Raw genomic sequence first — 19,166 nt, 5'->3', positions numbered from 1 at the left:
CCGTGGTGGTCACGGGCCGGCTGGCCGCGATCGCCGCGGGGCTGGGACTGGTCGTGATGTTCGCGGCGCCGTCGTGGGTGGGCGTTGCCGCGGCGACGGTCCTGCTGGCGGTGCTGATCGCGATCGATACGACCCTGGCGGGCAATGCCGCCGGACTCGAGCTGTCGCGCCAGGCCCTGACCACGGTGCGCTCGGGTCGCGCGACCGAGGTCGAACTGACCGTGCTCAATTCCGGCGCCCGCCCGATCCGCGCCCTGCTCTGGGACGACTGGCCCGACAGCGCGCGGGCGAATCACGAGACCCATCGCCTGCGCCTGGCCCCCAACACCAAGACCCGGCTGAGCACGACGCTGCGACCGGACTACCGCGGCGACCGCGTGGCCGGACCGGTCACGATCCGCCTGCTCGGACCGCTCGGGCTGGCGGGCCGCCAGATCCGCCGGGACGCACCCGCCCGATTGCGGGCCCTGCCGCCGTTCCGCAGCGAGCGTGTCCTGTCGGCGAAAGTGCGTCAGCTGCAACAGCTCGAGGGTCGCGCCGTGGTGAACACCCGCGGCCAGGGTTCCGAATTCGACTCGTTCCGTGAATATGTGGCGGGTGACGATGTGCGCGCGATCGACTGGCGCGCGACCGCCCGCGCGACCGATGTCCTGGTCCGCACCTGGCGTCCGGAACGCAACCGCCACGTCCTCATGGTTCTCGACACCGGCCGCACCGCCGCGGCCCGCATCGGCGCGGGCACCCGCCTGGACGTGGCGATCGAGGCGGCCCTGCTGCTGGGCGGTCTGGCCGCCGCGGCCGGGGACACCGCCGACCTGCTCGCCTACGATCGCGAGGTCCGCGCCGAGGTCCGCGGCATCGGCGGAAAATCCTTACAGCCCAAGCTGATGCACGCCCTGTCCGGCGTGCTCCCCGTCCTGGTCGACACCGACGCACCCGGCCTGGTTCGCGCCGTTCTCCAGCGCGCCCGCCGCCGCAGCCTGGTCGTCTGGTTCACCAGCCTCGACGCCGCCCTGGTCGAGGAGAACCTGACCCCCGTCCTCCCCGTGCTGGCCCACCGCCACCGCATCCTCCTGGTCTCCCCCACCGACCCCGACACCGCCGCGACCGCCACCCAACGCGCCGACCTCTACGCCGCGGCCGCCGCCGAAACCCGCCTCGCCGAACGAGCCCTGGTCCAGGAATCCCTACGCCGCAAGGGCATAGGCGTGGTAGCCACCGCCCCCGACCAACTCCCCGAAGCCCTGGCCGACGAATACCTGGAACTGAAGCGCTCCGGCGCGATGTGACCGCGCCGCGCGATCAGGCCGGGCGACGCCAGGCCAGATCTGCGAGCAGTGGTTGGGGTGGTGTGAGGGGGGTGAGGGTGCGACGTTGGCGTTCGGAGATGAGGGCGCCGAGGATGTGTAGGGGTGGGTAGGTGAGGGGGACCTGGACGGACAGACGGGCGCAGGTGGTGGTGACCAGGGTTTGGCCGAGGGTGTATTGGGTTTCGGGGGTGAGGGTTCGGTAGCGGGTGAGGTATTGGCGGATGGGGAGGGCCAGGTCCTCGGTGAGGGCGGTCAGATCCAGTTGGCGGGACCAGTGTTGTAGCCAGGGTGGGGCGGCGGCCAAGGCGGGCAGCGGAATTCGAGCTCGGTCGTGGACGACCACGGTGCCCGCCAGGATGTCGCCGACGCGGCGGGCGCGCGGCGAGCACAGCGAGGTGACGACCGCGACCGCGCCGAACCCGCCCAGGCCCCAGAAGTCCACGATGGCCCCCGCGAGGCCGCGGGTCAGGGCGTGCCTGAAATCGATCGGCCCGCCGTCCGCCCGCACCACCCGCAGACCCAGCGTCAACTTCCCGATCGTGCGCCCGCGCAACAGCGTCTCGCACGCGACCGGATATCCGGCCACGACCGCCACGAAGATCATCAGCACCGCGGTGTCCAGCCAGGCGATATCGGGTTCGATCCGCACCAGTACGAGCATCACGGCCGCGAACAGCAGCCACGCCAGCACGAACTGCATCACCACATCTATGAGGAACGCGGCGGCCCGGGTGGGTATCCGCGCGATCGGCAGGTCGAGGGCGACGGCCTCGCCGGTGGTGAAAACGGCCATGGTTCCTTCAGCCTAGGGCCTGACGCACCGGCTAGCCTCGGTCACGAACCACGAATACGGGGAGGCCACCGATGGACGTGGACGCCTACGCCTACCGGCACCGGCCGTCCTGGGACCGGCTCGATCGCCTGAGCCGGCAGCGTCGCCTGTCCGGCCCCGAGGCCGACGAACTGGTGACCCTGTACCGCCGCACCTCACAGCAGCTGGCGCGCCTGCAGTCGCATTCCCCCGATCCGGAACTGATCGCGGGGCTCAGCGCCCTGCTGATCCGGGCCCGCGCCCGAGTCCTGGGCAGCCGCGGCGAGATCGGACGAGATATCGGCCGGTTCTTCACCCACCGATTCCCGGCCGCGCTGTACCGGGCCTGGCCGTGGTGGGCCGCGGTGGGCGCGGCCTTCCTGGCGATCTCGGCCGGATTGGGCGTCTGGGTGTCCGGATCGGGCACGGCCCGAAAGCGATTGGGACTGCCCGCCGATACCGGCGATCTCACCGATCCCGGCGGCCGGTTCGAGACCTACTACACCGAACATCCGCACGACGCCTTCGCCGCCCAGGTGTGGACCAACAACGCCTGGGTCGCGGCGGTCGCGTTGTTCACCGGGATTTTGATTCTGCCCGCCGCCTACGTGCTGTACATGAACGCGCTCAATCTGGGCGTCTCGGCGGGCCTGATGGCCGATGCCGGACGGCTCGAGGCGTTCTTCGGCTTCATCCTGCCGCACGGAATGTTGGAGCTGACAGCGGTTTTCGTGGCCGGGGGCGCGGGTTTGAAGCTGGGCTGGACCCTGATCGATCCGGGTCGACTGAGCCGGGCGCGGGCCCTGGCCCGGCAGGGCCGCGCGACCGCGACCGTGGCGCTGGGCCTGGTGGTCGTACTGCTCATCTCCGGCCTGATCGAGGGCTTCGTAACCCCGAGCGGCCTGCCCGCGCCCGCGCGGATCGGCGTCGGCCTCGTGGCCGAACTGGGCTTCCTCGCCTACGTCTTCGTCATCGGACGCCGCGCCGCCAACGAACCGGTAGCAACCGATCCGCTCATCCCCGGCTAACGAGTACGCGCGCCGACGGACGGTGGTGGGGTGAGGGGATTTTCGAACCGGGTCGGACATCCCGGATTTGAGGACCACTGGCCGCAGCGAGTCCAGCTCAGCTGCGGCCAGCGTTGGCTACAACTCTACACAATCGTTATCCCGATGCAACCTCCCACATCGGGCCCGGGCGTATACGTGACCAGGGCGAAACCGCTGCTCGGACAGGGTCGTTGGCACCCGCTCGCAAATTCTCAGCGTCCGTTGTGTTCGACCCTCGGGCGCGTCGCGGGCGCGCCGCATCCGATCTCTCCCGTTCATCCGATTTCAACCTTCGCGAAAGATGCCGTGCCGTCCGTTTCACATTTGCCAATTCCCCCGAGAAGTGATCATTACCCACGCTCAGCACCGGCCTTCAACTGGCCGTTTGCCTGGCGAATAGGAAATGACCAGAGGGTTGCCACTCCGAAAACAGACTCAGAGTTTGTTATCTAGGGTCATTACGAGATGCAGGGCGGGCAATGCAGATCTCATCGCTGATGTCCACTCTTTTTATCTCCGCTTAATAACGATCCCCATGCGTATAACCCTCGCCCGCAACCCTTCCGAGTCGCACATGGACGCGAGCAGGGGTGCGACGAAGATCACACCCCTACCCCGACCGGTTCATCCGATCCGCACGATTCCGGTGATCGTCCCCTGCAGGATGTGCCCGTCCCGCGTGATCAGCGGGGCGGTCTGCAGCGGATCCTCGAGGACGGTCCCCGGCAGCGGACTGCGCGCCGCGACCGCGCCGGTGCCGGGATCCACGGCGGTGAACTCGTACCCGTCCAGCGGCGTGGTGTGTTCGGGCCCGACCCGCGCCACGGTGTAGACCAGCCCATCGGCCGCGGACAGAATCGGCACCGCGGAACTGCGCACGGCGTTGTCCCAGACGGTGTGGCAGCCCTGCCCGTCCACATCCACCCGAGTCATCCCACCGATGAAGGCGGCCGTCTCGGGCACCGCGGGTCCCGCGTCCTCCGGCACGGTCGGATAGGGGTAGCCGTAGGTGCTCGCGACCATCACCGTGCGGCCCAGGCCGATCGGCGCGTTCTCACTACCCACCCCGCCCCGGGTGAGAACCGGCTGACCGCAGACGAGTTCGCCCGTGCCGGACCGGAAGACCAGCAGCCGAACCGTCCCGGGCGCATTGTCGACAATGGCCACATAGTCCGCACCGGTCGCCGGACCGAAGTACACCGGCGTGGATCCGGTGCCCCAGCTCAGCTGTCCCGGTTTCCGGGCCGGGCCGCGATCGTAGGGCGCGCGCCAGCGGATATGCGGGTGACCGCCCTCGGAGTCCAGCTCGTAGAGCGCGAATGTCGTTGCGACCGCGATCCTTCCGTTCGGTGTTGCCGAGATGCTGTTGGCGACCTGCTCACCCGCGGGCAATGTCACACCGGACACGGTCCCCGACGAATCGACCCGGCCGACGACCGCCCGCGCGGTCGCGAACCACACCGCCCCGCCCGAATCCGGAACCAGCCCCACCACGCTGTCACCCTCCGGCACCACACCGGACAGATCGATCGACTCCTCGGCCCGCAGCCGCCAGCCCCCGGTGTCATCGCGCTCGTGCCCGATCCGCAGCAGCTGCCGCTGCCCGTCCACGACCACCAGTCGATCGCGCTGATCGAGATACGCGTACACCCCACCGAGCAGTCCGCCCTTGGCCAGCGGCAGTGTGGCCAGCGGCTTTCCGGTCGCGGCCGGATCGATCAGCTGTACGGTCGGCGTCCGCCCGGCGATCTGGGTGCACAGCGCCACCACCAATCCGTCCGAACCCTGCAGCAGCGTCGGGCAGGCGGCGGCCAGCGGATAGACCGTCGCCGCGACCGGCCTCGCCCCGGGCCCGGCCACCGGGGTAGCGTCGGAACTACCCGCATCGCTGTGCATCGTGGCCGAACCGGGCGGTCCCAGAAAAGGATTCGGCGCGGCGAACGGACCCCACGGCTCCGCCGCACCGGCCCCCGGAGCCATGCCGAATGCGCAGGCCACGGCGGTGGCCGCGATCGAGCCCGCGGCCAGCGTTCGGCGGATATGAAGTTGGACATCCGATCTGAAGAACACCCCGAGATCCTGCCCGGTCGCGATCGGATGCGCATCCATCGGAATGACGTATCGCTCAGCACAGTTCACACCCTTGACACGGTTTCGCCGAACCTCTGGACCCTCGCCCCGCGAACGGCGAAGATAACCGCGTGCGCACGAAATTCTCCTCGGAGCTCGCCGCGCTGACCGGAGAGCTCGGCCGGTTGGCGAGCCTGGCGCACGAGGCGACGCAACGCCTGGCGGTCGCGGTCACCGAGGCCGACCTCACCGCCGCCTACGAGGTCTTCGCCCTCGACGAGAAGCTGCAGGAGGCACACGACGCCTGCGAGAACCGGGCAGTGATCCTGCTCGCGCTGGAGGCGCCGGTCGCCCGCGATCTACGACATGTGGTGAGCGCCATGCAGATCGCCGACGATCTGTCCCGGATCGGCTGGCTCACCAGCAGCATCTCCGACAGCGTTGTCCGCCGCTACCCCAATCCGGTCGCGCCCGCGCCGATCATCGCCGACCTGGCCGAAATCGGCGGGCTCACCACCGACCTCGCCGCCCGGGTGGTCGAATTGATCGTCGCCACCGAACAGCCGATCCCCGATACCGATCCGATCGTCCCCGATCCGGATCTGGCGGGCGGCTGTCAGCGGGTCCGGCAGCTGGTCTCGTCCCCGGACTGGCCGCACGACAGCTCCATGGCCGTCGATCTCGCCCTGCTCGTGCACCACTACGAGCGCTGTGCCGAACATTGCGTGCGCATCGGCCGCCTGATCCGCTTCTTCCACACCGGAATTCCGCTCTCGGCGCAGGCCAACGCCGATTCAGCGCCGGGATAGCCGCTCATTGGTCACCCGTAGCTGCCGGGCGGTGCCGGTGGCGAGCGTGCGAACCTGTTGCGGGGTCAGCAGATCGCACGGCCGATCCCAGTGCAGTGCGACCGTGCGCCCGGTGCGCAATCCCGCCGGGGCCGTATCGTCGAGGGGGATGCGGCGCAGACCCGGCGCGGACAGAGCGAGTCGACAGCCGTCCCAGCCGAGTCGCCGGGACCACACCGTGATCTCGTGGTCGTGGCGGGCCAATACCGTCGCCCACGTGATCCGGCAGCTGTCCAATACGCGAACGGCCTGCTCGCTCAACCCCTTTCCCAATAGTCGTGTCCACGGATACACCCCGAAGACGTGGAAGTTGTGATCGGCCGCGGCCTCGTTCGCGAGATCCGGGGTCAGATATGTCCAATAGCTTCCGGCCAGTGGGCCGATCCGCGCCAACAGCGCGCCGGTGAAGGCGACCGGATCCAGCGTCGCCCCGACTCCCCCACCCAGCCAATAGGATTCGACCAGTCGCAGATCCAGCGGATCGGTGATTCCGGTCAGTTCCGACATCGCGCACAGATACGGCCACGCGCCGGAGAAGCGGCGCGCCACCGCCCGGACCTCGTCGGCCGATCCGCCGCGCAGCACGACGGCGTCGGGCGGCCCGCAGTAGCCGAGGGCATTGGGCGCGTAGGCGTAGCGGGCGAACATATGCGCGCCCGCCACCTCGATCGTCGTGATCTCGACACCTCCTCGAATCCGCCGCGCGCTCAACAGATCCGGGGCAGCTGCTCACCGGCGGGCAGATCCACCACCCGGGTGCCGCCGAGCGCGGTGCGCGCGACCACCATGCCCGGATGATCGCTCACGCACACACCGACGGCCTCGGCGCGCACGCCCAGCGGATGACCCCGCATGGCCTCGAGCACCCGATCGGCATCGGCGGCGGGGACGAAGGCGACCAGCTTGCCCTCGTTCGCCACGTACATCGGATCGAGTCCGAGCAGTCCGCACGCATCGCGCACCGGCTGCGGAATGGGAATCATGCGCTCGTCCAAGGTCACGCCGACCCCGGCGGCCCGGGCGATCTCGTTCAGTGCCGCGGCCATGCCACCGCGGGTCGGATCGCGCAGGACGTGCACGTCCGCGCCCGTACCCAGCATCGCCGCGACCAGACCGTGCAGCGGTGCGGTATCGCTGCACACCGAGGTCACGAATTCCAATCCCTCGCGACAGCTGAGCACGGCCACCCCGTGCATACCGATCTCACCGCTGACGATCACCACATCGCCGGGCCGAGCCCGCTGCGGCCGGATATCGATACCCGCATCGATCAGGCCGATGCCCGAGGTGTTGACGAAGATTCCGTCGCCGTGCCCCGCGTCGACCACCTTGGTATCACCGGTGACCAGTTTGACGCCCGCGCCGAGCGCGGCCGTCCCCATGGCCGACGCGATCCCCGCGATCTCGGCCAGCGGCGTGCCCTCCTCGAGGATGAAGGCGGTGGCCAGCACGATCGGCCGGGCGCCGGACATGGCCAGATCGTTGACCGTGCCGTTGATCGCGAGCTCACCGATCGAACCGCCCGGGAAGCGCAGCGGTTTCACGACGAACGAATCGGTGGTGAAGGCCAGCCGCGCCCCGCCGATCGATACGACCGCCGAATCACCCATTCCGGCCTCGGCGGCCGGACCGAACGCGGGCAGGAACAGATGCTCGATCAACTCACCCGACATCGCGCCGCCGCCGCCGTGACCCATCACGATATTCGGCGCGTCGCGCAGCGGCAGCGGACACACCCAGCTCTCCATATCGATGGCCGCGGCCCCGTCCTCAAGCATGTGCGGCCTCCGACGGCAGCTCGAGCCTGCGGTACAGGTAGTAGGCCGCGCACGCGCCCTCGGAGGAGACCATGGTGGCGCCCAGGGGATTACGCGGGGTGCACTGTTTGCCGAAGGCGGCGCATTCGTGCGGTTTGATCAAGCCCTGCAGCACCTCGCCGGACCGGCAGATCGACGATTCCGCGGTATGCAGATCGCCGACCGAGAAGCGCTGTTCGGCATCGAATTCGCGATAGCGCTCCGATAATCGCCAGCCGCTGCGCGGAATCACCCCGATACCCCGCCAGGCCCGATCGGTGATGTCGAAGACGTCCTCGAGCATGGTCTTGGCCGCCGGGTTACCGCCCTCGGCGACCGCGCGCCGATAGGCGTTCTCCACTTCGTGCCGCCCGGCCTCGAGCTGAATCACGGTGCGGCGGATACCTTCCAGAATGTCCAGCGGTTCGAAGCCGGTGACCACGATCGGCACCCGGTACTTCTCGGTGAGCGGCGGATACTCGGCGGTACCCATGACCGTGCACACATGTCCGGCCGCCAGGAACGCCTGCACCCGACAGCTCGGCGATTCCATGATCGCCGCGATGGCCGGGGGCACCAGCACATGCGAGACCAGCAGCGAGAAGTTCCGTATCCCGAGCCTTTCGGCCTGGTAGACCGTCATGGCGTTGGCGGGCGCGGTGGTCTCGAAGCCGATCCCGAAGAACACCACCTCGCGGTCGGGATTGGCGCGGGCCAGCTCGAGCGCGTCCAGCGGCGAATAGACCACGCGCACATCGCCGCCCTCGCTCTTGACCCGGAACAGATCCCGCTCGCTGCCGGGCACGCGCAGCATGTCGCCGAACGAGCAGAAGATCACCCCGGGCCGCGAGGCGATCTCGAGCGCCTTATCGATGACCTCGAGCGGGGTGACACAGACCGGGCAGCCGGGCCCGTGGATCATCTCGATGGTGTCCGGCAACAGCTGATCGATACCGTGTCGGATGATCGAATGCGTCTGCCCGCCACAGACTTCCATGATCGCCCAGCGGCGGGTGGCGGTGGCGCGAATGCGGTCGAGCAGGCGTTTGGCCAGCTCGGGATTGCTGAACTCGTCGAGATATTTCACGACGTCACCTCCGGGTCGGGGTCGGATCGGGGTGGGGTGGCCTCGGGATTGTCGAGGCCGGCCTGGGCGGCGGCGAGGGCGAACCCGTCGCCGAACTCCTCGTTCAGCACGCCGAGCCGTTCGAATTCGGCGAGGGTGGCCAGCGCGGAGTCCTCGTCCAGGCGCTGGATGGCGAATCCGACGTGCACGATCACGTAATCGCCGATCGTCGCGTCGGGGATGTACTGCAGGCAGACGTCCTTGTGCACGCCGCCGAAATCGACGATCGACATCAGCGTGCCGTCGCGCTCATGGGTGCTCAGCACCTTTCCGGGAACCGCCAGGCACATCGGCGCACTCCTTTCGCTCAGCTCGCCCCGACGGCGAGCAGTTGTCCGAATGCGAGGCCACCGTCATTGGGCGGCAGTCTGCGGTGGGTGAGGACGGTGAAGCCGTGCTCGCGCAGCAGGGTTCGCGCCGCCGAGAGCAGTAGGGCGTTTTGAAATACGCCGCCGGACAGGGCGATCGGCCCCGGCCCGGCGAAGCGGATCGCCAGCAGCAGCACCAGATGCGCCACCGCGGCGTGGAATCGAGCGCCGATCAGCGGAACCGGCACACCCGCCCGCAGATCCGCGACCACCGCGCCGATCACCGACGCGGTCTCGATCGAAACCGGTTCGCGCGCACCGTCACCCGCGCCGAATTCGAATCGATACACCGCGTCGGCGGCCACCCCGCGCGAGAGACCCTCCAATTCGATGGCGGCCTGCGCCTCGTAGTCGACCACCTGCCGAACCCCCGCCAGCGCGGCCACCGCGTCGAACAGCCGACCCATACTGGAGGTCGGCACACAGCCGAAGCCGGTGTCGAGTTGATGGGCGAGCACCGCGCGCTCCTCGGCCGGACAGGCGCGCACGGCCGGAATATCGTCTTCCCAGGCGATCTCGGCCGCGCGCAGCTGCGCCAGCGCCATGCGGCAGGGCCGCCGCACACTCAGATCGCCGCCGGCCAGCGGCACATAGCGCAGATGCGCCAGCCTGCGGAAACCCTTGTACCCCGCCGCGAGCGCCTCCCCGCCCCAGATCGCGCCGTCGGGACCGAATCCCGTGCCGTCGAAGGCGATTCCGAGCACCGTCGCCGCGGGATCGAGTCCGTGTTCACCCATGACGGCCGCGATATGCGCGTGATGATGCTGCACGGTGCGGACCGCTCGCCCGTCCGCATGTCGGCGCGCCCAGATCGTGGACCGATAGCGCGGATGCGCATCGGCGGCCAACTGCCCCGGCCGCACCCCGGTCAAATTCTCGAGATGCCGCTCGGCCTCGGTGAACGCGGTGATGGTGGCGAGATCGTCCATATCACCGATGTGCTGGCTCAACCAGGCGTACCGATCCTCACCGACCGCGCAGGTGTTCTTCAGATCCGCGCCCACGGCCAGGGTCGGCGGAATCGGCGCCGGCAGGGCGAGCGGCAGCGGCGCGTAGCCGCGCGAGCGACGCACCGGAAGTTCGACACCGTCGACCATGCGCAGCACCGAATCGTCGCAGGGCACCAGGATGCGACGATCGTGCGACAGCCACGCGTCGGCCAGGCCCGCGAGTCGGATCCGCGCGTCGCGGTCGTCGTAGCAGATCGGTTCTCCGCCGAGATTTCCCGAGGTCATCACGAGCACCCGCGGGCCGGGCGGATCACCGGGCAGCCCGAACAGCAGCAGATGCAGCGGCGTATAGGCGATCATGACGCCCAGATCCGGATTGCGTGGCGCGACCTCGGGCACGGGTTCGTCGCCGCGCAGCCGGGGCAGCAGCACGATCGGCCGCGCCGGACCGGTCAGCAGGGCGGCCGCGGGCCGGTCGACCGCGACGATCGTGCGTGCGGTCGCCAGATCGGGGACCATCACCGCAAAGGGCTTGTCACCGCGGCGCTTACGCCGCCGCAGCTCGGTGACCGCCGCGGCGTCGGCCGCATCGCAGGCCAGGTGATAGCCGCCGATACCCTTGACCGCGAGAATTCCGCCCGCGCACAACAGATTCCGGGCGGCGGTGATCGGATCGCCCGCGCCCGGACCGCAATAGCTCAGCGCGGGACCGCATTCCGGGCAGGCGATGGGCTGGGCGTGGAAGCGACGGTCGGTCGGATCGGCGTATTCGCGGGCACACGCGGCGCACATGACGAAGTCGGCCATCGAGGTGCGATCGCGGTCGTAGGGCAGTGCGGCGATGATGGTGAAACGCGGACCGCAGTTGGTGCAGTTGACGAATGGATGCCGATAGCGCCGATTGCCGGGATCGCGCAATTCCGCGGCGCAGTCGGCGCAGATCGCGACATCGGGCGAGGCCAGTGTGCGCCCGCCGGTATCGCGGGTGGTATCCGCGATGTGGAAGCCGGTGCCGCCCCGGACCGCGAGTTCGCACTCCTCGATCGATTCGATCACCGCCAGTGGCGGCGGCGAATCGCGTACCCGGCGCACGAATTCGTCGAGATCGTCCGGCGCGCCCTCGATTTCGACGCGCACCCCCGAACTGTCGTTGGACACCCGCCCGGACAGCGACAGTTCCGCGGCCGTGGTGTACACGAACGGCCGGAACCCGACCCCCTGAACCACCCCGCGCACGGTGATCCCGCGCCGGGCCCGCTCGCCGGTCACGGTTGCTCACCGCTGCCGAGCAGCCGCAATCCGTCCATCGCCGCGGCCGCACCCGCCGCATCGGTCCGCTCCACCGCGAAGCCCATGTGGATGACGATCCAATCCCCCGCGCCCGGCGGATCCTCCTCCAGCAGGCCGATATTCACCTTCCGGTGCTCACCGGAGACGTCGACCAGGGCGATCTGACCGTGGTAGCCGTCGAGTATCTCGACGATCCGGCCCGGTATGCCCAGACACATCGCTCACACCTCCTGCCGCGTCCGCAGCTGGGCCAGGACCGTCTCGACGACAGACGCCGCCGCGGGCACCGCCGCGGCGACCGGTTCGGACAATCCGATGCCCTCCTCGACCGAGGCGACCTGGCAACCGACCACCACCGTGGGCGGCACGGCCCCGCCGAGCGCCCGCACGGCCGCGAAGACCGCCTCGGGATTCATGGCATGCGCGTCGAGTTGCGCCGCCGGGCAGTCGGGTTCGGCGCGCAACACCTCGATTCGGCCGGGCGCCCCGCGATTGGGGAGGGCGTCGACGAGGAGCAGCGCATCCCAGCCGTCGAGCAGGTCGTAGGCCAGATGCATACCGCGAATGCCGTAATCGGCTACGCGCACACCGGATTCGCGAGTGCCGCTCAACCGCCGCAGCACCGCGGGTCCGAAGCCGTCGTCGCCGAGGAAGATATTGCCGATCCCGGCGACCAGTACCGTCGTCGTGAGATCACCCCTCGTCGTCCGACGGCGCGGTCGCACCGCCGACCTCGGCGCCGCCGACCTCGCCGCCGGCCGTCTCCCCCGACTCGTTCGCCGAGGTCTTGCGGCCCTCATAGGGCGGCACGGCCGGTTCGGCGGCGCTGCCCGGCTCGGTGGTGAAGTCGACCTCGCGGTCGGGGTCGGTGCCCTGGGCCGAGGTGTGCTCCTCATGCCCCATATCGCCGGGTTCCCGATCGGCCGGGCCACCGGCCACCGTATCGGAACCGGTATCGCGCGAACCCGGTTCGCCCCGTGCCGATTGCGGTTCTTCCGAGTGCGGGTCGCCTGTCATATCTCTCGCCTTTCTCGCTACATCTGCCGGATGCGCAGATAGCGGCGGATATCCGGGATGGATCGCAGGCCGATCCAGGCCAGCAGCGCCACGATCAGTGCGACGATGACCGTCGCGATCACTCCTACGATTTCCATGGCCGTCATTCCTTTCGGGTCGAATCCGGCTCGGGCACTTGTTCGATGGGCTCCAGTTCGTCCGGCGCGAAATACAGGTAGCGGCCGTACCATTCGTGCAGATCCGCGGCCGGATCGTCGTCCACGACGACCGCGACGTGCACTCGATCGTCGACATCGGAGTGCACCGCGACCACATGCGCCAGGCGGCCGTCGTAGAACAGATCGTGCGCATCGGCCCGCCGCGACGGCCGCAGCCGCACCCGGCTGCCCTTGCGCACCGGAGTTCCCGCCACCAGTACGGCATCGGATTCGGGCCGCACCGCGGCGTCGACCGCCGGATCCCACCACGGCACACCCCCGGACGGGTCGCGCAGCGTCCCGTGCAGCTGTCCCCAGTCCTGCGGTGACATGGCCTCGCAGCGGTCGATGATCTCGGCCGCGCGCGGATCGGTGGCCCGGGCCTGTCGTTTCTCCTCATCGGTCAGGGTCATGACGCGCAGCATCAGGATCTCGTCGATCTCGGTCGAATCGAACAGCGGCAGTTCGCTTTCCGGGGCGATCTGTGGATGGTCGTAGAGGATGATCGGCGAGATCAGCACCAGCGAGTGATCGCCGGGCGGTCCGGCCAACACCGGGAAGCAGCGCTGCTGACCGCACCGGGCAACGGCCGGGACGGCCCGCTCGGGCGGGTCGAGCAGCGAGACGAATTCGCCCCCGGAGATCTCGACGATGACATGCGCGCCGATCAGCGAGCGCACGATGGCGTCGCGGCGATCGGTCGCGGACGCGCCCGCATTGCGTACCACGATATTCAATCGGGTGAAATCGCCGTCGCGGACCACCGACAGCTCCAGCACGGCCTCGACCGCACCGCGAATCCGGACCAGTCGCACCGCGCCGGGCAGCTCCTCGGCCTCGGTCGCCGCGTCGAACCCGGTGCGGAACACGGTGTCCGACAACCCGACCGGTCCGAAGACCGGTTCCCGCTCGACGGCCTCGTCCCAGGAGATCCAGGACCGCTCGCCGACGCGCAGTTCCGGCACGCGGCGGCCGTCGGCGTCGTACACGTCGCGGCGCTGCAACTGTAGGAACCGCAGCGTCAGCGTCACCGTGGCATCGGGCCCGCAGGCGGCCAGGCATTGGGCCGTGAGCCGATCCGCCTCCCCGAATCCGGCCTCGGCCGCGCCGGGCGGGCCGAGCACCCCGAACTGCCAGCGGGACTGATTCTTTCGCGCGTTCGCCCGATAGGGATAGAGCAGATATCCCTCGTAGAGCACCGCATCGGCCACCGCCCGGGCCCGCGCCGCGGTCACGATCGCTCCCCGAGCAGTGCACCGATCGCGTCGTCGTAGCCGAGCAGTCCGCGCCGGGACTTGTAGTCCGACAACGCGTCCAGCGTGTCCCGCGACAACCGGACCCAGCCCGAATTCGGAAAGTGCGCCGCCATCAGATCCCGCCACACCGAAACCGGCATGGCGAATCGGTCGTCGCGATCCCAGGGCACCTGATGGATCGCGAATCCACCGTGGCCCTTGACGAAAACCGTGCCGTTGAACAGGAACAGCAGCGGCACCGTCCCCTCGCGCAGCGCGTGCAGGTACTTCGATCCGGCGACCTCGAGATCGTAGGTGCACTGCAGCGGCAGATCCGCCTCGCACGCACCGCTGAAACCGGAAATCATGGTGGCGCAATGCATCCACAGGAACGAGCGTTGCGTATCCTGCCAGCGCTGTCGGGGTCCGAACAGATCCGCCAGGCCCTCACCCTCCTCCTCGGAATAGGCCCGCCGCTGCGGTTCGATGCGGACCTGCGCCCGCAGCGCGATGGCGTGCACGGGTTCGGCGGCCGGTGCGGTCACCGCGATACGGGCCGACAGAATCGGTGCGGCGGCATAGGGTTCCGGCTCGATGCCGAGCACTTCGAAGCCGAACTCCCCGGGCGCGGTCATCGCCCACCCCCGGCCCGGGTCACCATCGCGGCGAAGAAGTCCTCGATACAGCCGCGCGCCTCCGCGCCACCGTCGAATCCCCTCCACAGCAACCGCATCCGCCCGACGAACTCGTAGCAGGTATCGATCGGCACCAGCAGCACCCGGCCCGCCCCGCCGCCGCGTGGCATGCGAATCAGCAGGGCCTCCACATCGGCGGCGAGCACATCGAGTTCGGGGTGGCGGTCGAGCAGTTCCCGCCACCGCTGCGGCGGCAGTTCGGATTCGGTCGCCCCGGCCGGGCCCGGATAGCAGGCCACGATCCGTCCGAGCGCGGAATTGCGGAACAGGAAGGCCAGGCCGACCGGGATCTCGAGCTCGTCCCATTCACCCGGGCCGATACTCGTCTGCTCGAAGCTCAGGTATCGGTCCGGCACCGAGCGATACCGCAGTGCCGCGCGACTCTCGGTGAACAGCAGATAGCAACCCTGGCAGACGCACATCAGTTGCCGCGCTTCGACATCCACGACATGTCGATGCGTCCGCGCGATCGAGTCGGCGCACATCTCGCAGCGCTCACCGGTGGGCGCGGGCCGCGCGGTCGCCAGCCGCCGCAGCACCCCGAACGACGGATTCACCCGACCACCTCCGGCACCGCGACCGACAGTTCACCGGAACGCGTCAGTACCGGTAGCGGATCCAGATGTCCGTCCCCGTCGAGCCGGATTCCGGCGTGTACGGGGTCGTAGTGCGCGCGACACGACGGGCAGCGCAGCACCACCGACCCGGGCGGCGCACCCATGCGTCGATGCAGTGCGGCCCCGGCCATCGATCGATCACAGACCGGACAGTGATCGCGATAGACGTACAGTTCGTCATCGATCCGGCAGGCCAGCAGCGCCTGCCCGGCGAGTGTGAAGCCGCCGACCTCACCGGGCCGCAGTTCGGCCAGTTCGGGCGCGGCGATCCAGTCGGCGGCGCGATGTCCGTTGGCGTGCACCCGGGTGAACAGCGCTTCGGTCGGGATGACCTGTTGCGGATCAGCCTGGGCGGCAACGACTTCGATACTGTCGATCTCGGGCGCGGCGGCGCGCACGGCGTCCTCGACGGCCAATTCGAGCGTGATCGAGGAGGACGGGCAGCTGCGACAGCTGCCGTCGAGTTCGAGCCGGACCACCGGCCCGACCACCTCGATCAGCCGCACATCCCCGCCGTGCGAACCGAGATACGGGCGCACCCCGTCCAGCGCGGTGCGCACCCTGGTAGCCACATCGTGCGGATGCAGTCCGTGTACCAGCAGCAGACTCGCGACGAGTTCGTCGCGGGCCAGCCGCTCGACGGCCGCCTCGTCGAGTAGCGCGAGCACGCGCTGCCATCCTGCCCCGTACAGGCCCACGACCTCGGCCACCAGTAGTTCGGCACGGTCGCGGGCCGCGGTCCCGCCCGTGCCGCTGGCGGCGAGGAGGGTTTCGATTCGTTCACCCGCCTCGCGCCAGCGATCGGTCGCCATGGCGCTACTCGCCGGTCAGCGTCTGCGTCGGAGAGTGCAGCTTCTCCAAGGTCTTTCCGTTGCCCAGATACATGTGCACCCCGCAGGGCAGACACGGATCGAAGCTGCGGACCGTGCGCATGATGTCGATGCCCTTGAAGTGCTCCCGATCGTTCTCCTCGAAGATCGGCTGCCCCTGCACCGCGTCCTCGTACGGCCCCGGGGTGCCGTAGCTGTCGCGCGGATTGGCATTCCACGGCGTCGGCGGATACGGATGGTAGTTGGCGATCTTGCCGTCGCGGATCACCATGTGATGCGACAGCACACCGCGCACCGCCTCGGTGAATCCGCAGCCGATACCCTCCTCGGGCACCTCGAAGGACTCCCAGGTCTTGGTGTGCCCGGCACGGATCTCCTCGAGCGCCTTCTCCGCGAAATGCAGTGCGCACGCCGCGGCGTAGGCCTGGAAGTACGTGCGAGCCCGGTTGCGCTCCAACGTATTACTGCCGTGCACCGGAATCTTCCACTCGAGTTCCACCGGACCCTTCAGCGCGGTCTTGGGCAGATTGATCCGCACGCTGCGCCCGGTCGATTTCACGTAGCCGATATCGACCAGACCGGCCAGCGCGGTCGCCCACAGCCGGGCCAGCGGGCCGCCGCCGGTGTCCAGGGCCAGATGATCCTTACCGTCGAACCAGCGCGGCGACATCACCCAGCTGTATTTGTCCTCGAGATCGCGCTTCTGCGGTTTGGGATTGGTGTGCTGATTCCAGGGGTGTCGGCGGTCCACCGGATTGCCCAGCGGATCGGTCGTCACGAACATCTCCTGATCGGTCCAGTCGTCGTAATACGAACTGCCCAGCAGGATTCGGATGCCCAGATTGATGTCGACCAGCGAGGTGGTGACCAGTTTGCCGTCGACCACCACGCCCGGGGTCACGAACATCTTGCGGCCCCAGTTCTCCATATCCCTGTAGGCGAAGTTGCAGACCTCGGGATCCTGGAACGAGCCCCAGCAGCCGAGCAGGGTGCGGCGCAAACCGACCTGTTCGTAACCTGGCAGCGCCTCGTAGAAGAAGTCGAACAGATCGTCGTGCATCGGCACGACCTTCTTCATGAACTCCACATACCGCATGAGCCGGGTCATGTAGTCGGTCATCAACTGGATCGTCGCGACCGTGCCCACGCCGCCGGGATACAGCGTGGACGGGTGCACGTGGCGACCCTCCATGAGACAGAACATCTCTCGCGTATAGCGACTGGTCTGCAGCGCCTCGCGGTAGAACTCGCCGGTGAAGGGATTGAGCGCCTCCATGATGTCGGCGATGGTGCGATACCCGTGCGCCTCCGCATGCGGCGCCTCGGTCTTCTGCGCGAGGGTCAGCACACTCGGATTGGTCTCCGCGACCATCTTCTCGCAGAAGTCCACGCCGACCAGATTCTCCTGGAAGATATTGTGGTCGAACATGTATTCCGCGGCCTCGCCGAGATTGACGATCCACTCGCCCAGATGCGGCGGCTTCACCCCGTAGGCCATGTTCTGGCAGTAGCAGGAGCAGGTGGCGTGGTTGTCGCCGCAGATACCGCAGATGCGGCTGGTGATGAAGTGCGCGTCGCGGGGATCCTTACCGCGCATGAAGATCGAATAACCGCGGAAGATGGATGAGGTGCTCTTGCACTCCACCACCTCGCGATTGGCGAAATCTATCTTGGTGTAGATACCGAGGCTGCCGACGATGCGGGTGATCGGATCCCATGCCATATCGACGAGGGCATCGGGTTCGATCTTGCGGTGCGACGGCTCGGGGATGATCTTTGTCATCGGTCCGGTCTCCTACCAGGTGCGCGTCGCGCCTGTCGTCAGTTGCTCACCCTTGTGCCGCCAGCGCGGCTCCTTGTCCACCGTGCGGCCCGTGATCTGCCGCAGACTGCGAATCACCGATCCGTACAGCCCCGAGGCCGCGGAGGACAGTTTTCCGCCCGGCGGTTCGTCCATGAACGGCATGAATTTGTCCGGGAAGCCGGGCATTGTGCAGCCGATACAAATACCGCCCACATTAGGGCAGCCGCCGACGCCGTTGATCCAACCGCGCTTGGGCACATTGCATTTCACGACCGGGCCCCAACAGCCCAGTTTCACAATGCATTTCGGCGAGCCGTACTCGGTGGCGAAATCGCCCTGTTCGTAATAGCCCGCACGGTCGCAGCCCTCGTGCACGGTGGCGCCGAACAGCCATTTCGGGCGCAGCGCGTCGTCGAGCGGGATCATCGGCGCCTGGCCGGTCGCCATGTAGAGCAGATAGGTCAGCGTTTCCGACAGGTTGTCCGGATGGATCGGGCAGCCGGGAACGCAGACGATCGGAATGCCCGCCTTACTCTTCCAGTCCCAGCCCAGATAGTCCGGAACTCCCATGGCGCCGGTGGGATTTCCGGCCATCGCATGTATGCCGCCGTAGGTCGCGCAGGTGCCCACCGCGACCACGGCCGTCGCCTTCGGGGCGAGCCGGTCCAGCCATTCGCTGGTGGTCATGGGCTGACCGGTGGCGGGATTGTTGCCGAATCCGCACCAGTAACCCTCGGAATGCAACTGCTCGTTGGGAATCGAGCCCTCCACGACCAGGACGAACGGCTCGAGTTCACCGCGATCGGCCTTGAAGAACCATTCGAGGAAGTCATCGGCTCCCCCGTTCGGACCACATTCGAAATCGATGAGTGGCCAATGCACGGCAACCTTCGGCAGCCCCGGGAGGGATCCGAGAGCGATCTCCTCGACACTGGGCTGGGTGGCGGCAGTCAACGCCACCGAGTCACCGTCACAGCTGAGGCCCGCGTTGATCCACAGGACATGGATCAAGGCCTGTTCGGCTTGGACTGCTTCCTGAGTTGGCATGGGCTGTTGCCTTCCGAAAGCATGCGTCACACAGACCGGGATCTCACCTTTATCGAAGATCGGCCTGAATTGTGACCCTGATCACGTTAGTTTAGGCTCGTCCGGA

20 protein-coding genes are annotated in these 19,166 nt (G+C 68.2%); 3 read left to right on the top strand and 17 right to left on the bottom strand.

The genetic code is table 11. The features are described 5' to 3' along the window. Positions 1 to 2: 2 nt before the first annotated feature. Positions 3 to 1,289, top strand: coding sequence for a DUF58 domain-containing protein (locus tag NP4_RS28455; protein ID WP_068004460.1), 1,287 nt, complete (start codon positions 3 to 5; stop codon positions 1,287 to 1,289). Positions 1,290 to 1,302: 13 nt separating this feature from the next. Here the strand turns inward: NP4_RS28455 and NP4_RS28450 are convergent, their stop codons facing one another. Further along, positions 1,303 to 2,103: an RDD family protein gene (locus tag NP4_RS28450; RefSeq protein WP_068004457.1), complete on the bottom strand. Its 801-nt coding sequence runs from the start codon at positions 2,101 to 2,103 to the stop codon at positions 1,303 to 1,305. A 71-nt stretch (positions 2,104 to 2,174) separates the two neighbouring features. On the opposite strand from NP4_RS28450, the gene NP4_RS28445 reads away from it, so the two are divergent. Next, entirely contained in the window at positions 2,175 to 3,149 is a 975-nt protein-coding gene (locus NP4_RS28445; protein WP_068004452.1) for a stage II sporulation protein M, read from the top strand. Between the two features lie 645 nt (positions 3,150 to 3,794). Here the strand turns inward: NP4_RS28445 and NP4_RS28440 are convergent. Continuing rightward, a complete protein-coding gene (locus NP4_RS28440; RefSeq protein WP_174556182.1) occupies positions 3,795 to 5,150 on the bottom strand; it encodes a hypothetical protein in 1,356 nt (451 codons plus the stop codon). A 221-nt stretch (positions 5,151 to 5,371) separates the two neighbouring features. On the opposite strand from NP4_RS28440, the gene NP4_RS28435 reads away from it, so the two are divergent. Beyond that, complete coding sequence (locus NP4_RS28435) at positions 5,372 to 6,049, top strand: phosphate signaling complex PhoU family protein (RefSeq protein WP_068004447.1); 678 nt, start codon at positions 5,372 to 5,374, stop codon at positions 6,047 to 6,049. Here the strand turns inward: NP4_RS28435 and NP4_RS28430 are convergent. Genes NP4_RS28430 through NP4_RS28365 form a run of 15 tightly spaced genes read right to left on the bottom strand, consistent with a single transcriptional unit; the run spans position 6,035 to position 19,060 of the window. Continuing rightward, the gene (locus NP4_RS28430) at positions 6,035 to 6,736 is read right to left on the bottom strand and encodes a DUF6390 family protein (protein ID WP_174556181.1); all 702 of its coding nucleotides are present in this window, start codon (positions 6,734 to 6,736) and stop codon (positions 6,035 to 6,037) included. The genes NP4_RS28435 and NP4_RS28430 overlap by 15 nt on opposite strands. A 59-nt stretch (positions 6,737 to 6,795) precedes the next feature. Then, positions 6,796 to 7,866 (bottom strand): hydrogenase expression/formation protein HypE, encoded by a 1,071-nt coding sequence (hypE, locus tag NP4_RS28425; protein ID WP_068004443.1) that lies wholly within the window; start codon positions 7,864 to 7,866, stop codon positions 6,796 to 6,798. Continuing rightward, positions 7,859 to 8,971 (bottom strand): hydrogenase formation protein HypD, encoded by a 1,113-nt coding sequence (gene hypD / locus NP4_RS28420; protein ID WP_068004439.1) that lies wholly within the window; start codon positions 8,969 to 8,971, stop codon positions 7,859 to 7,861. Before hypD ends, hypE begins: the two co-directional genes overlap by 8 nt. Next, the gene (locus NP4_RS28415; RefSeq protein WP_062503080.1) at positions 8,968 to 9,300 is read right to left on the bottom strand and encodes a HypC/HybG/HupF family hydrogenase formation chaperone; all 333 of its coding nucleotides are present in this window, start codon (positions 9,298 to 9,300) and stop codon (positions 8,968 to 8,970) included. The genes hypD and NP4_RS28415 overlap by 4 nt, the downstream gene beginning before the upstream one ends. 17 nt (positions 9,301 to 9,317) lie before the next feature. Then, positions 9,318 to 11,597 carry a carbamoyltransferase HypF gene (gene hypF / locus NP4_RS28410; protein ID WP_068004435.1) on the bottom strand — a complete coding sequence of 760 codons (2,280 nt, stop codon included), beginning with the start codon at positions 11,595 to 11,597 and terminating at the stop codon, positions 9,318 to 9,320. Then, a complete protein-coding gene (locus NP4_RS28405) occupies positions 11,594 to 11,836 on the bottom strand; it encodes a HypC/HybG/HupF family hydrogenase formation chaperone (RefSeq protein ID WP_068004432.1) in 243 nt (80 codons plus the stop codon). Before NP4_RS28405 ends, hypF begins: the two co-directional genes overlap by 4 nt. 3 nt (positions 11,837 to 11,839) lie before the next feature. Further along, positions 11,840 to 12,343 carry a hydrogenase maturation protease gene (locus tag NP4_RS28400; RefSeq protein ID WP_068004429.1) on the bottom strand — a complete coding sequence of 168 codons (504 nt, stop codon included), beginning with the start codon at positions 12,341 to 12,343 and terminating at the stop codon, positions 11,840 to 11,842. Then, positions 12,312 to 12,635, bottom strand: a complete 324-nt coding sequence (locus NP4_RS28395; protein WP_068004423.1) for a hypothetical protein — start codon at positions 12,633 to 12,635, stop codon at positions 12,312 to 12,314. The genes NP4_RS28400 and NP4_RS28395 overlap by 32 nt, the downstream gene beginning before the upstream one ends. A 17-nt stretch (positions 12,636 to 12,652) precedes the next feature. Further along, complete coding sequence (locus NP4_RS43460; protein ID WP_373863878.1) at positions 12,653 to 12,772, bottom strand: DUF6893 family small protein; 120 nt, start codon at positions 12,770 to 12,772, stop codon at positions 12,653 to 12,655. Positions 12,773 to 12,777: 5 nt separating this feature from the next. Further along, the gene (locus NP4_RS28390) at positions 12,778 to 14,067 is read right to left on the bottom strand and encodes a hypothetical protein (RefSeq protein WP_068004420.1); all 1,290 of its coding nucleotides are present in this window, start codon (positions 14,065 to 14,067) and stop codon (positions 12,778 to 12,780) included. Next, positions 14,064 to 14,702 carry a DUF6084 family protein gene (locus NP4_RS28385; protein WP_068004417.1) on the bottom strand — a complete coding sequence of 213 codons (639 nt, stop codon included), beginning with the start codon at positions 14,700 to 14,702 and terminating at the stop codon, positions 14,064 to 14,066. The genes NP4_RS28390 and NP4_RS28385 overlap by 4 nt, the downstream gene beginning before the upstream one ends. Continuing rightward, positions 14,699 to 15,319, bottom strand: a complete 621-nt coding sequence (locus tag NP4_RS28380; RefSeq protein ID WP_068004412.1) for a DUF5947 family protein — start codon at positions 15,317 to 15,319, stop codon at positions 14,699 to 14,701. Before NP4_RS28380 ends, NP4_RS28385 begins: the two co-directional genes overlap by 4 nt. After that, positions 15,316 to 16,191, bottom strand: coding sequence for a NifU family protein (locus NP4_RS28375; RefSeq protein WP_068004407.1), 876 nt, complete (start codon positions 16,189 to 16,191; stop codon positions 15,316 to 15,318). Before NP4_RS28375 ends, NP4_RS28380 begins: the two co-directional genes overlap by 4 nt. Positions 16,192 to 16,195: 4 nt before the next feature. Next, positions 16,196 to 17,992 (bottom strand): nickel-dependent hydrogenase large subunit, encoded by a 1,797-nt coding sequence (locus NP4_RS28370; RefSeq protein WP_068004405.1) that lies wholly within the window; start codon positions 17,990 to 17,992, stop codon positions 16,196 to 16,198. A 12-nt stretch (positions 17,993 to 18,004) separates the two neighbouring features. After that, positions 18,005 to 19,060 carry an NADH-quinone oxidoreductase subunit B family protein gene (locus NP4_RS28365; RefSeq protein WP_068004401.1) on the bottom strand — a complete coding sequence of 352 codons (1,056 nt, stop codon included), beginning with the start codon at positions 19,058 to 19,060 and terminating at the stop codon, positions 18,005 to 18,007. Positions 19,061 to 19,166 lie beyond the last annotated feature (106 nt).

This window comes from Nocardia pseudobrasiliensis NBRC 108224, from assembly GCF_001613105.1.
GTDB lineage: Bacteria > Actinomycetota > Actinomycetes > Mycobacteriales > Mycobacteriaceae > Nocardia > Nocardia pseudobrasiliensis.
Note: the sequence above shows the minus strand (reverse complement) of the source record. Positions and strands in the feature narration are given on the sequence as shown.

What these genes read in the sequence shown, in the direction of transcription:
- NP4_RS28370 (WP_068004405.1), bottom strand. Translation starts at nt 17,992, where the DNA reads ATGACAAAGATCATCCCCGAGCCGTCGCACCGCAAGATCGAACCCGAT.
- NP4_RS28415 (WP_062503080.1), bottom strand. Translation starts at nt 9,300, where the DNA reads ATGTGCCTGGCGGTTCCCGGAAAGGTGCTGAGCACCCATGAGCGCGAC.
- NP4_RS28430 (WP_174556181.1), bottom strand. Translation starts at nt 6,736, where the DNA reads ATGTTCGCCCGCTACGCCTACGCGCCCAATGCCCTCGGCTACTGCGGG.
- NP4_RS28375 (WP_068004407.1), bottom strand. Translation starts at nt 16,191, where the DNA reads ATGGCGACCGATCGCTGGCGCGAGGCGGGTGAACGAATCGAAACCCTC.
- NP4_RS43460 (WP_373863878.1), bottom strand. Translation starts at nt 12,772, where the DNA reads ATGGAAATCGTAGGAGTGATCGCGACGGTCATCGTCGCACTGATCGTG.
- NP4_RS28440 (WP_174556182.1), bottom strand. Translation starts at nt 5,150, where the DNA reads ATGGCTCCGGGGGCCGGTGCGGCGGAGCCGTGGGGTCCGTTCGCCGCG.
- NP4_RS28365 (WP_068004401.1), bottom strand. Translation starts at nt 19,060, where the DNA reads ATGCCAACTCAGGAAGCAGTCCAAGCCGAACAGGCCTTGATCCATGTC.
- NP4_RS28395 (WP_068004423.1), bottom strand. Translation starts at nt 12,635, where the DNA reads ATGACAGGCGACCCGCACTCGGAAGAACCGCAATCGGCACGGGGCGAA.
- NP4_RS28405 (WP_068004432.1), bottom strand. Translation starts at nt 11,836, where the DNA reads ATGTGTCTGGGCATACCGGGCCGGATCGTCGAGATACTCGACGGCTAC.
- hypE (WP_068004443.1), bottom strand. Translation starts at nt 7,866, where the DNA reads ATGCTTGAGGACGGGGCCGCGGCCATCGATATGGAGAGCTGGGTGTGT.
- NP4_RS28385 (WP_068004417.1), bottom strand. Translation starts at nt 14,702, where the DNA reads ATGACCGCGCCCGGGGAGTTCGGCTTCGAAGTGCTCGGCATCGAGCCG.
- NP4_RS28445 (WP_068004452.1), top strand. Translation starts at nt 2,175, where the DNA reads ATGGACGTGGACGCCTACGCCTACCGGCACCGGCCGTCCTGGGACCGG.
- NP4_RS28450 (WP_068004457.1), bottom strand. Translation starts at nt 2,103, where the DNA reads ATGGCCGTTTTCACCACCGGCGAGGCCGTCGCCCTCGACCTGCCGATC.